The following is a 12,987-nucleotide window of genomic DNA, read 5'->3' as shown; positions in this document are numbered from 1 at the left end:
GATTACAATGAAAAAATTTATGCACACACTGGCTTTCATGAGTCTTGTTGTGGTGATGATCTTTACCACCGCCTGCTCTGAGAGCGCCAAACAGGCTCTGAACACCGACACGGCCAATGCAGGCGAGGCTTCTGCCGAGCTTAAGGACGGCGAGACTGTTGAGATTGAATTCTGGTACGGCTTAGGCTCCGTGGCCTGTGAGACGATGGAAAGTCTGATTAAAGAGTTTAACGAATCTCAGGACAAAGTCCATGTCACCGGCGTCCAACAGGCGGACTATGATGAAACGCTTCAAAAGGTACAGGCTGCCATTGCAGCAAAACAACCACCGGCAGTCTTTATCGGCAGTGACATTCAAAAGCTTGCTGAAAAGCACATTGCAGCCAACATGAAAGACTACATTGACGATGCACGCACACCGGTAAGTGACTATATGGATGTGCTGATTGAATCGGCTCTTGTGGACGACGGCGTCTATGCTTTCCCGGCTTACGGCACCACACAAGTCATCTACTATCGCAAAGATCTTCTCGAACAAGCCGGTATTGATCCGAAAGAGATGTACAGCTCTTGGGAGAATGTCTTTAAGTATTCTAAAGAACTTCAAGATAAGGGAATCACACAACTGGGACACTTGCCGATGTGGGGCGCTGATAACCTGATGGATGTCGCCTTTTCCAACGGTGGTACGGTGATTTCCGAGGACGGCAAGACGGTCACCATCAACAGTAAAGAATGGGTTGACGCATGGAACTTCATTCGTGAGCAAATTCAAAACGGTACTGCCAAGATCAACTCAGGCGGACAAGGTTGGGAGTATTGGTATCGCACCATTGACAACGTGATGAACGGCGAGGCGATTTCCTACACCGGTTCATCAGGGGACAAAGGGGATCTGGATTTCTCCATCATTGATTCAGCGATGCAACCGGGTTTAAACGGCAATCCTGCTAAGCCGATAGCAGGTGCCCATTATATGGTCGTACCTGAGATTGCTGATGACGCACAAAAAGCTGCGGCTTATGAATGGATCGCATTCTTCACCTCACCGGAAGTCTCTGCCCGCTGGTCGGAAACTGTAGGTTACATTCCGTCCCGCAAGAGTGCTACCGAGATGGAAAGCTACAAGAAGTTCGTTGAAGAAAATCCTTATGCCGGTGTGCCGACCGAACAGGTAATGTCCGGTGCGACGAACTTCATTGATCCGACCGGTGGCAAGATCACCGATGCACTGAAAATTGCCGCAGACAAAGTGGAGCTGGAAAATGTCGATGCACAAGTTGCTTTAGACGAAGCGCAAAAAACAGCTCAAGCTGCATGGGACGAGTATCTCAGCAAGTAAATGCATAAAGGCTCTTCGTGAGCCTTTTTTTCATAGGAGAAAAAGATGACCTTATATCATACTATCCCTCTGCACATTCCCCAAAGCGTCTTCGGCGTGATCATTACGCTACAGACGCCGCAGCCGGCCCCCTTTAACTTAATTATGCAGGAACGCACCTTTCGCCAAGTAGGCAGTCACTTTGCCGTGGGGTGTGAGGTACGTCTATTTGTAGCTCGGGATGTGCGCTACAGTATGGCGAACTTCGGCGTCTTGACAAAATACGAAGATTACACCTTATATAATTTTAAAATCGCAGACTATGGACACGACGATATGCTGGTGCAGGTGAAGGTACAAAGCTTAGATCGAAAAGCCTATACTGAAGCCTTTATGGAAGCTGACCTCCGGCGGGATACAGTGGATTTCTTAGGAGCGTCGCCTTATATCGAGCTGCAAGCTTATGACGAGGGCGTCTCGGAGGGAATTGCACGGTGGTATCGAGGGGATTTTCACTCCCACACCACCGTCTCTGACGGCCACGCTACCAAGGCAGAGAATGATACCATGGCAAAGGACGCCGGTTTGGATTTCTTTCATGCCACGGATCACACCGTGTTTCCCACCGGTTGGGCGGCGACCGAAGGTGTGAGCGTCTTACCTGCCACGGAAATCACCACGCCCTATGGCCACTTCAACTACCACTTCAGTACGCGTTCGCCCTTTGACGGTCTGCCGCCGGTGACCCCGATGTCCGAGACGACGCTGCTGGCATTTTTTCACGCCTTAAGCGCATCAAATCGCCGAGGGCTTCTTGCTATCAACCACTCGCTGATGCCGCCGTGGGATATGACGCTTCAGGATTTTCCTATGACCTTGTGTCACACAATGGAAGTTATCACCGATCCGGGCTACCGGACGGCGACTTTGGCCTCGGCTAAAGCATTGAAGGTCTGGAGTCGATTGTGGAATTGGGGCAACGATATCGTCGGGATCGGTGCGTCGGACAATCACTTTAAAAAGGGGGAAGCCTACGACGGCGCCTTGACACCGTCGTGTATCGGGATCCCCTCGACTTATGTGCTGAGCCGAGGAAATGGTCTTGCAGCTTTACGGCAGGGTTTTGTAGAGAAGGCTGTCAGCTTTTGCGAAAGAGGGCTGCCGTCCATGGTCTTTACCGACAGCGCCATTAACGGTGAGCACGCGGGACAAAATGCCGTAGGTCGTGCAGTGGATTTGAAAGAAGGCGAGCTCTGTTTTGAATGGATCGGCGGTGCAGGGTACCATCAATGGGTGGTGGACGGCCGGGTAGTACAATCCGTTCCGGGGACGCTCAGCACGTTCACGTTCAATCAGAACGACGGTGCCTGGGTGCGAGTGGATGTGCGGGATCACACCGGCAGATATATCGGTTCGACCAATCCGCTTCGATTTAAAAGTGTGACGCCGCGAAGGACAACTTGGGGCGAAGCGACACAGCAGAGAAAGCTCCGTGGTGTCCTCTTTGATAAAGACGGCACGCTGATTCAGTTTTCTGATCTTTGGGCGGACGCCACAACGACCTTTATCGCAACGTTGTGTGACGATCCCGATGCGCGGCAAAGAGCTTTGTCAGCGGTGGGTATTGACGACGATGGTGTGCGTCCGGGGTCGCCTCTTGCCGCCGGGACCTTGGACGAGATTGCGGCAGTTCTTTGTGCTGTCACGGGCAAGGACGTGGACGGGCATGCGATGGAAACGGTCTACGGCGACTATATGACTCAACACCCGGAAGTGATCCGGCCGGCCGGGGACATTGCGGCATTATTCACCGCCTTAAAGGCACAGGGACTTGCTATCGGTGTGGTGAGTTCAGACAATCACACGCTCATCGAATACACTTTAGATCGCTTAGGCGTGCGGGACATGGTGGATGGCATCTACAGCGGTGACCGCTATCCGGCCAAGCCGGATCCGACGGTAGTCTATAAAGCTGCGGAAGACTTCGGCCTTGACACAGAAGAGCTTGCCGTGGTGGGGGACAGTCCTTGCGATATGTTTTTAGGTTATTATGCCGGCTGTGCCATTGGCGTAAAGAGTGATGTGTCCGATGAGTTTCTGATGCGAAACAACTGTGATAGGTATGTGGAGACTGTCGATGAGGTGGCACGGTATTTTAGCGCGTAGCAAATAAGATCCTTGGAGTCCTTTTTTATTTGGTCTTTAGTCTAAACATGAAAAAAATGACGCTGTGACAGCGTCATTTTTTTAGGCGTATAATTCTTCGTTAATCAGTCGTACCAAAGTCTGAGGGTCGACGGCTTTGGAATAGACAATAGGAATCTGTGCGGATTTTGAAATGTTTCGAATGTTAAACATACCTTCGTGGCCGACGCTGTCGATAAAGATGACAATGACATGGGCTGTGGACAGCTCGGCTTTCATATCATCCAGGGAGCCGCTGCCGTCCGCTTCCAAAAGGGTGGCTCCCACACTCTTTAAATAGGTGGTGAGCTCGTCATGATTGTCGCGGCAGCCGACCAGACCGACGCGAATGTTGTCCAGGCGTGTTACGGGGAAGGTCCTTTCCTGCAACACGTCTTCGGATGCGGTGCGGTCCTCACCGGTATGTTTTAAAAAGTGTACCGGTTCACTGTCCACCGGGTGAATCCAGATGATTTTACCGTTTAAGATGTCGTCGTTCCAGTAGGCATAGTCCACGATGTCGCCGGCTTGCAAAGCAAAATTACCTATTTTAAAATTGTCCAGTAAAATTTTGTGAGCACCGTCACTGTCTGTGGCTTCGATGTAGAACTGATCCTCGGTCATATCCATGTGGACGACGGCGTAGGAGAGAAGATGTTTGTTGCTCGGTGCGGCGACTTTTTCGACCAGCTCGTAGTCATAGACAGGTTTGTGGTCGTAGGTTCTGCGAAGGATGGAGGCTCGCACCCAGTCCCCTTCGTCAACACCCAGTTTTCTCAGCAGCTTTTCAGGCATAAAGATTTTAAAGGAACCGATGGTGGCGCCGGAGAGGTTCAAATGGGTTTGACCGAGAAAGAGGTTGTTGTCCGGATCGTAAATTTCCTGAAGGCGACCGGGGCTTTGAGGTGAAGATGCCGTTTCAGACGACGAGTCGTCCCAGCTGTCGGCATTCTCATCCGGGTTCGGAAGGCTTTTTAAGTGTTTTAAAAATTCAAAGTAGTGGTAGAACATGGCCTCAGTGACTTCGACATTGTCAAAGGAGAGTGCCTGTAGGTGTGCCGTGAGTTCGGCGATGGATTCGTTAAGCAGTTTTGTTTTGTTCATCGATTATCCTTTCATTACTATTAAGTCATTGATTATGTTATAAATCTATAGAGTATTATATCTTATTTCAGCAGTGTTGACAGCCGTTTCATGGGATTTTCTCTCGGGGCAGAAAGAACGCTTCGTGCAATTATACATAGGCAGAGAACTATAACTATGATACAATAAGCTCGGAGGTGAAACGTTTGCTCACATTTAGCCAAGAGCTTCTGGATCGTGCTGTGGAATTGGGAAGGAAGTACACCCGTTATGGCGAAGTCGCCGACTACATACCGGAGCTCAAAAAACAAAATTTTCAAAATGTGGCACTGGCTGTCATTCAAAACGGCGAGGCGCTCTATGCCGGAGAAGTAGACACGCCTTTTTCCATTCAGTCCATCGTCAAGGTGATTTTATATGCGCTTGCTCTTGAAAATTACACGGTGGACGAACTCAAACGCAACGTCGGGCTCAAGCCGTCGGCGAAACCGTTTAACAGTGTCATTGAGCTGGAGCTTTCCAAAAAAAATGTGCCGGTCAATCCTTTCATCAATGCCGGCGCGATTGTCACGGTGGCCTTGCTTCATGAAATCTACCAAGAGAAGACCATGGGTGTGATTCTGAACTATGTGTCCAAATTTCTTGGGAGGGACGTGACGTACTCGCAGGATATCTTTATGTCGGAGCGCGTGAGCTCCTTTGCCAATCGGACGTTGACCTATCTCATGCTGACCAAGGGCATTCTGCCGAAGGATTTGGAAGTCGAAGAGGTGCTGGATGTCTATTTTAAATCCTGCAGCATTATGGTGACGTGTAAAGACTTGGCACATATGAGTTATGTCCTGTCCAACAAAGGCGTGAACCCCGACGGAACACGGGTCATTGACGAGGACATTGCTCGAGTTTTACGGACGTTGATGGCCACCTGCGGCACGTATGATTATGCAGGGGACTTTGCTGTGCGAGTGGGGATTCCTGCGAAGAGCGGCGTGGGCGGCGGCATTGTCACGGCATCGTTAGACGGGTACGGTCTTGCGGTCTACAGTCCGGGGCTCGACAGTCACGGCAACAGTTACTCCGGAGTGCGGATGTTGGAATTCCTCTCCCGAGAGCTGGGTTTAAATATCTATTAACAGGAGGCAATTATGCAGTTTATTTCGGATCTCATCCTAGCGATTAACGATGTGCTCTACTATCCTATTCTCATCATTATGCTCTTGGCCTGCGGACTTTATTTTACCTTCCGCACCAAGTTCATGCAGTTTTCTTTTTTTAAAGAATCGATCAATGTGGTTGCTGAAAAACCGAATCAAGGCGGCGTCTCATCCTTTCAAGCTCTCATGGTCTCTACGGCGTCTCGCGTCGGGACAGGTAACATTGTAGGTATCTCCAATGCCATTTGCCTTGGCGGATACGGCGCAGTCTTTTGGATGTGGCTGATTGCACTGATCGGCGGCGCATCGGCATTTATTGAATCCACTCTGGCGCAAATTTACAAACGTCGCGGTGACGACGGTACCAGCTATGGCGGACCTTCCTACTACATAGAAACCGCACTCGGCTCTCGCACCCTCGGCATCATTTTTGCCGTGGCGCTGATTCTGACCTATGCTGTCGGATTTAATATGCTGGCATCGTTCAACTTACAGGACTCTTTTAAAGTCTACGGCTTTTATCAACCCGGCGTCACACCGTGGATCATCGGTGCTGTCCTTGCCTTGATTGCAGGGTACTGTATCATCGGTGGCGGGAAGCGGATTATTCAGTTTACTTCCGCCCTCGTTCCGATTATGGGTGTGCTCTTCGTCGTTGTCGCTCTCATCATGATTGTGGTAAATATCAAAAACATGCCGCAAGTGTTCAGCAATATCTTTTCCGATGCTTTTAACTTCCGTGCTATTTTCGGCGGCGTGGCCGGCTCCAGTATGGTTCAAGGTATCAAACGCGGTCTTTATTCTAATGAAGCCGGTATGGGATCCGCACCGAATGCTGCAGCGTCCGCAGACGTGTCTCACCCTGTCAAACAAGGTCTTGTACAAATGCTCTCCGTATTCATCGATACACTGGTCATCTGTTCCGCCACAGCCTTTATGGCTATGGCATCCGGCGTTGTACCGACAGAGGAACTGGCCGGAGCGCCTTATGTGCAGGAAGCGTTGAGTACTGTCTTCGGTGCTTACGGTAACTACTTCATCACCATTTCCCTTTCTCTCTTTGCATTTACTACACTGCTGGGCAACCTCTACTATGTAGACTCCTGCATTGCCTATCTGAACAAGAAGGTGCCTTCTAAAGGCTTCCAATTGACCTACCGCATTGTCGCCGCTGTGATTATCTTTGTCGGTGCAGGTATGGAAATGGATTTTGTGTGGAACTTAGCGGACCTGCTTATGGGATTGATGTGTATCATCAATATTCCTGCCATTTTGATTCTGGGTTCGCAGGCGTTAAAAGCCTTTGAAGATTATCGCTCCCAAAAACGTCAAAACAAGAATCCGGTCTTTTTGGGCCGCAATATCGGACTGGACGAGTCCAAATTGCAATACTGGAAATAATCGTAAGAAAGCTCGCTTAGGCGGGCTTTTTTGCGGAATAAATAAAACGTTTTTTCAGGAATGGGACTCTCAAGGTATCCGTCAGTGCATTGCCGCTATTTCTATTGACGACACCTTTATACCGCGATACAATAACAAAAAAAGGAGGTCTATTATGAAAAAAGGCAGCAAACGATTACTCAGCAGTTTCCTGGTGCTTTTGTTAATGCTTCAAGTATTGGTTCCGACCAAATTATGGGCAGCTATACCGGCGCCTGTGAAAGATACAGGGACCGGACTTGTCATGAGCACCAATCCGTTGGCGAACCAAGTCGGTAAAGACGTTTTAGATCAAGGCGGCAACGCTATAGATGCAGCCGTTGCGGTAGGTTATATGCTTTCTGTTGTGCACCCTTCAGCAGGTAATATCGGCGGAGGCGGATTTGCCTTGATTCATACGGCCGACGGCAAAACCAAAGCTTTGGACTTCAGAGAAATGGCGCCGAAGAAAGCGACTAAAGATATGTATCTGGACAAAGACGGCAATGTCGTTGAAGGCAAAAGTGTCACCGGCTATCAGGCTGCCGGCGTTCCCGGTACCGTTAAAGGTATGAGTGATATGCTCAATGAATATGGCACGATGCAGTTGAGCGATTTATTGCAGCCTGCCATTAAGACGGCACGAGAAGGTTTTGCCCTCACTGAACGCCAAGCTGAAACTTTTGTAGAAGAAAAAGAACGCATGCAACAATTCGAAACGACGAGTCGCTATTTCTTCAAAGCAAACGGTGAGGCATATAAAGAGAATGAAGTATTAAAACAGGAAGATCTGGCCAAAACCCTTGAGCGTATTGCGAAGTACGGGCCGTCAGATTTTTATCGCGGCGAGACGGCAAAACTGATCGTCAAAGACATGGAAAAACATGGCGGGCTGATCACAGCTGAAGATCTGGCCGATTATAAGACGGTCTGGAGAGAACCGGTCAAAGGTACGTACCGTGGCTATGATATCATCTCAATGAGTCCGCCGTCCTCCGGAGGCACGCACATCATTGAAATTTTAAACATCATGGAAAATGCCGATGTGAAAAATATGGGTGCACTTTCTTCCGAGACCATTCATCTCATGGCGGAAGCGGAACGTCAAGCGTATGCAGATCGTGCCGAGTACATGGGCGATCCTGCCTTTGTCAAAGTACCGGTCAATGAATTGATCGATAAAGCGTATGCGAAAAAAATCTATCAACGCATCGTGGACAACAAGGACAAAGCGATCCCAAGCTCTGAAGTCAAAGCGGGATTGGAACTTCCTTACGAATCCGATCAAACGACACACTACTCCGTCATTGACTCCAAAGGCAATGCCGTATCGGTGACTTACACGATCAACTGGACCTTCGGTTCAGGTGCTGCGGTCGACGGCGCGGGGTTCCTGTTAAATGATGAGATGGACGACTTCTCCGTAAAACCCGGCGTAGCCAATATTTACGGGGCAGTGGGCGGCGACGCCAATGCCATCGAAGGCGGCAAGCGTCCGCTCTCGTCCATGTCGCCGACGATAATCTTAAAAGACGGTGAACTGTACATGGTAGTGGGAAGTCCCGGCGGAACACGTATTATCACCACGGTACTCCAAGTCATATCCAATGTCATTGACCACGAGATGACTTTATCGGAAGCCGTTGCAGCACCGAGATTCCATATGCAGTGGCAACCGGATGTGATTCGTGTCGAAAAAGACACCTTGGTCAAAGATGTTGAGAAAAATTTGGAAGCCATGGGTTATAAGATTTCCAAAGAACCGGTAATGGGCGATGTCAACGCTATTCTCCGTGACCTGGATACAGGTGCGTTCTATGGGGCTAAAGATCCGAGAACGGAATTCTAACCTATACTACCTATACTATAGAAAGAAGCGGCCTTTAGGGTCGCTCTTTTTATAGAGGCATTGAAGGGTTATCCCTACAAGCCGGCACAAAGTTTATGCTGTAAGCTTGCAATTGTTGACGGGAAATGATAATATAATTAATTGCAAAAATATAAAGAATGGATAAGTGTTCTCTAAATTAGGACGCCGAATAAATCTAAGAGGTGATTAGTCATTGGCACATCCTGTTAAGTATGGGAAAAGAGAAAGAATGAGTTTTTCTCGAATTGCCGAGGTACAAAGCTTGCCAAATCTTCTCGAAGTGCAGACGAGCTCATTTGATTGGTTAATCAAAGAGGGCTTACGAGAAGTGTTTGATGAAGTATCTCCAATCGAGGACTACTCAGGGAACTTAATTTTGGAATTCGTGGACTACTACGTTTCCGACGACAAGAAATACTCCATTGATGAATCTAAAGAGCGAGACACCAACTATGCCGCACCGCTCAAGGTGAAGGTTCGACTCATCAACACCGAAACCGGTGAAGTGAAAGAACAGGAAGTGTTTATGGGCGATCTTCCGCTCATGACACCGACAGGCACATTTATCATCAACGGTTCCGAGCGGGTTGTCGTCTCTCAGCTCGTGCGCAGTCCCGGCAGCTATTATAAGGAAGAAACGGACAAGACCGGCAAAAAACTTTACTCCGCAACGGTGATTCCAAACCGTGGGGCATGGCTGGAGTATGAAACCGACGCACAAGGTGTTATCAACGTACGCATTGATCGGACGCGGAAAATTCCGGTGACGATTTTACTTCGGGCTATCGGCGTGGAATCCAACTTGGAAATCACCGACGTGTTAGGCGAAAGTGAGGCCCTGATCAAAACTTTTGAAAAGGATCCGACTTCCAGTAAAACGGAAGCCCTCATTGAAATCTACAAAAAGCTCCGTCCGGGCGAGCCGCCTACCATTGAATCGGCTCAGTCGCTGTTTGAAAATATGTTTTTCGACAACCGACGTTACGATTTAGCTCACGTTGGACGCTATAAGTTCAATAAAAAACTGGGCATCTCCAAGCGTATCGTGGGGCACTATGCCAGCGATGATGTCATTCATCCGGAAACTGGCGAGCTCATTGCAAGTAAGGGCGATCGTTTCACGAAAACCATGGCAGGAGCGGTGGAACGGGCAGGGATTAACAAGCTCATCATCACTGTTAAGAGCATTCGCGAAGATGAACCGGATCGAGATGTCATTGTCATCGGCAACAACTTTGCCTATGCCGATGATTTTGAACTCGATTTTGATCTGCGTGAGCTTGGCTTTAGAGAAAAGATTTACTATCCGCTGTTTAAAGAAATCGTCGATGCCTTTGAGGGCGACGAAGACGCTTTAAAAGCGGAACTCAAGAAAAATTACCGACGACTCAGTCCGAAACATATAACTATTGATGACATTGTAGCTTCAGTGAACTATGAATTCGGTCTGATGAAAGGCGTTGGCGTGGTGGATGATATTGACCACCTTGGCAACCGCCGCATTCGCAGTGTCGGAGAACTGTTACAAAATCAATTCCGCATCGGGGTCTCCCGCATGGAACGTGTGATTCGGGAACGGATGACTGTCCAAGATGTAGATGCCACGACACCGCAGTCGCTGATCAACATTCGTCCTGTGACTGCAGCCATTAAGGAATTTTTCGGTTCTTCACAACTTTCTCAATTTATGGACCAAAACAACCCTCTATCAGAATTAACCCACAAAAGAAGGCTTTCTGCACTAGGACCTGGTGGGTTGAGTAGAGATAGAGCCGGTTTCGAAGTGCGTGACGTCCATAATTCCCATTACGGCAGAATGTGTCCGATTGAGACACCGGAAGGTCCGAACATTGGACTGATCACCTCGCTAACGACCTATGCTCGTATTAACGAGTACGGTTTTTTGGAAACGCCATACCGCAAAGTGGTGGATGGTGTCGTTACCGACACCATTGAATACATCACTGCTGATGTGGAGTACGAACAAATCATTGCGCAATCTAATGAAATTCTTGATGAAAACGGTGCGTTTGTCAACGAACGTGTGGTGGCCCGTGGTTATGAAGGGGTCGTGGATATCTTCGATTCCAAGGCAGTCACTTACATGGACGTCTCACCGCAACAAATCGTTGCTGTAGGGACATCGATGATTCCGTTTTTGGAAAATGACGATGCCAACCGTGCTCTCATGGGGGCGAACATGCAGCGTCAAGCTGTGCCGCTATTGACTACGGAAGCACCAATTATTGGTACGGGCATTGAGTACCGCGCTGCGAAAGACTCCGGCGTTGCTATTGTGTGCGGCGTGGACGGCACCATTGCCAAAGTCGATGCAAGACACATTACTGTCAAGGCGGACAGCGACGGGTCAAAGACGACTTATCATCTCCATAAATTTGTCGGTGCGAACCAAGGTACCACGATCAACCAGCGTCCTATTGTGAAGGTAGGTCAAAAAGTCCAAGCCGGTGAAATTATAGCCGACGGACCGTCTACTGATATGGGAGAAATGGCCCTTGGCAAAAATATTCTCATTGCCTTCATGAACTGGGAAGGCTACAACTATGAAGACGCCATGCTGGTCAATAAAGATCTGATTATTGACGATACGTTAACGTCTCTGCACATTGAAGAGTATGAATCTGAAGCGCGTGATACTAAGCTCGGGCCTGAAGAAATCACCCGAGATATTCCAAATGTTGGCGATGATATGCTCAAGGATTTGGACGAACGCGGTGTCATTCGAATCGGTGCCGAAGTTAAGCCGGGCACGATTCTCGTAGGGAAAGTCACACCGAAAGGTGAGACGGAACTGTCTGCGGAAGAACGCCTCTTGCGTGCCATCTTCGGTGAAAAGGCTCGGGAAGTACGTGACACCTCGCTGCGTTTGCCTCACGGTGAACAAGGCATCGTCGTTGATGTTAAGACGTTTACACGAGCCGGCGGTGATGAACTGCAACCGGGTGTCAATGAAATGGTGCGTGTCTTTATCGCTACCAAACGCAAGATTCAAGTTGGGGACAAAATGTGCGGTCGCCATGGTAATAAGGGGGTCATCTCCCGAGTTATGCCGGCAGAAGATATGCCATATATGCCGGACGGCACGCCAATCCAAATTGTTTTGAATCCTCTCGGGGTTCCGTCACGTATGAACTTGGGACAGGTTCTGGAAGTTCACCTTGGACTTGCTGCCAAGAAACTGGGATGGCACGTAGCCACACCGGTCTTTGACGGTGCCAATGAAGCGGATATTCAGGAAGCGCTTGAGATGGCCGGCTACCCGACTGACGGTAAGATTCAGCTTCGTGACGGTCGAACCGGTGAAGAATTTGACCATCCCGTCACAGTGGGCTATATGTATATGCTCAAACTTCACCATTTGGTTGATGAAAAGATTCACGCGCGTTCTACCGGACCGTACTCTTTGGTCACGCAACAACCGCTCGGCGGAAAAGCTCAGTTTGGTGGACAACGCTTTGGAGAGATGGAAGTGTGGGCTCTTGAAGCTTACGGGGCGTCCTATACGCTTCAGGAAATGCTCACCGTTAAGAGTGATGACATTGTCGGTCGTGTCAAGACCTATGAAGCCATTGTCAAAGGTGAAAACATTCCGGAACCGGGTGTGCCGGAATCCTTTAAGGTGCTGATTAAGGAACTTCAAGCGCTCGCCCTTGAGATCACCGTGCTGGATGAAAACGGCAGTGAAGTGGATCTGAAAGTAGACGATGAAGACTTGGATAAAATCGACAATGTGTCCAAAGACAAGGAAGACATGAAAGACCTCATTGAAAGTGCACCGGGCACTCAAAGCGGGATCAAGAAAATTTCGGGAGCGTCCATTGAAGAGGGCGATTTTGAAGATGATAGCGACTTTGACGAGGATGAGGACGACATGGACGGGCACCATGAAGTAGATTTAGACGACCCTGATTTCGATACGGAAGATTAGGATCTCT

The 12,987-nt window shown here is 49.0% G+C and carries 7 protein-coding genes; 6 read left to right on the top strand and 1 reads right to left on the bottom strand.

Features of this window, described 5'->3' with window-relative positions; genetic code table 11:
* Positions 1-7 precede the first annotated feature (7 nt).
* The gene (locus tag O6R05_RS07335; RefSeq protein ID WP_271191339.1) at positions 8-1,342 is read left to right on the top strand and encodes an ABC transporter substrate-binding protein; all 1,335 of its coding nucleotides are present in this window, start codon (positions 8-10) and stop codon (positions 1,340-1,342) included.
* A gap of 45 nt (positions 1,343-1,387) precedes the next feature.
* Positions 1,388-3,487, top strand: coding sequence for a CehA/McbA family metallohydrolase (locus O6R05_RS07330; RefSeq protein ID WP_271191338.1), 2,100 nt, complete (start codon positions 1,388-1,390; stop codon positions 3,485-3,487).
* 81 nt (positions 3,488-3,568) lie between these two features.
* Here the strand turns inward: O6R05_RS07330 and O6R05_RS07325 are convergent, their stop codons facing one another.
* On the bottom strand, positions 3,569-4,609 hold the full coding sequence (locus O6R05_RS07325) for a hypothetical protein (protein ID WP_271191337.1): 1,041 nt from the start codon (positions 4,607-4,609) through the stop codon (positions 3,569-3,571).
* Between the two features lie 176 nt (positions 4,610-4,785).
* On the opposite strand from O6R05_RS07325, the gene glsA reads away from it, so the two are divergent.
* The 4 genes from glsA (at position 4,786) to rpoB (ending at position 12,980) form a co-directional block, all read left to right on the top strand.
* A complete protein-coding gene (glsA, locus tag O6R05_RS07320; protein ID WP_271191336.1) occupies positions 4,786-5,721 on the top strand; it encodes a glutaminase A in 936 nt (311 codons plus the stop codon).
* Between the two features lie 12 nt (positions 5,722-5,733).
* Entirely contained in the window at positions 5,734-7,143 is a 1,410-nt protein-coding gene (locus tag O6R05_RS07315) for an alanine/glycine:cation symporter family protein (RefSeq protein WP_271191335.1), read from the top strand.
* Between the two features lie 154 nt (positions 7,144-7,297).
* Entirely contained in the window at positions 7,298-9,010 is a 1,713-nt protein-coding gene (gene ggt / locus O6R05_RS07310; protein WP_271191334.1) for a gamma-glutamyltransferase, read from the top strand.
* Between the two features lie 214 nt (positions 9,011-9,224).
* Positions 9,225-12,980, top strand: coding sequence for a DNA-directed RNA polymerase subunit beta (gene rpoB / locus O6R05_RS07305; protein WP_271191333.1), 3,756 nt, complete (start codon positions 9,225-9,227; stop codon positions 12,978-12,980).
* Positions 12,981-12,987 lie beyond the last annotated feature (7 nt).

Source organism: Peptoniphilus equinus, assembly GCF_027921445.1.
GTDB classification, from domain to species: domain Bacteria; phylum Bacillota; class Clostridia; order Tissierellales; family Peptoniphilaceae; genus Peptoniphilus; species Peptoniphilus equinus.
Note: the sequence above shows the minus strand (reverse complement) of the source record. Positions and strands in the feature narration are given on the sequence as shown.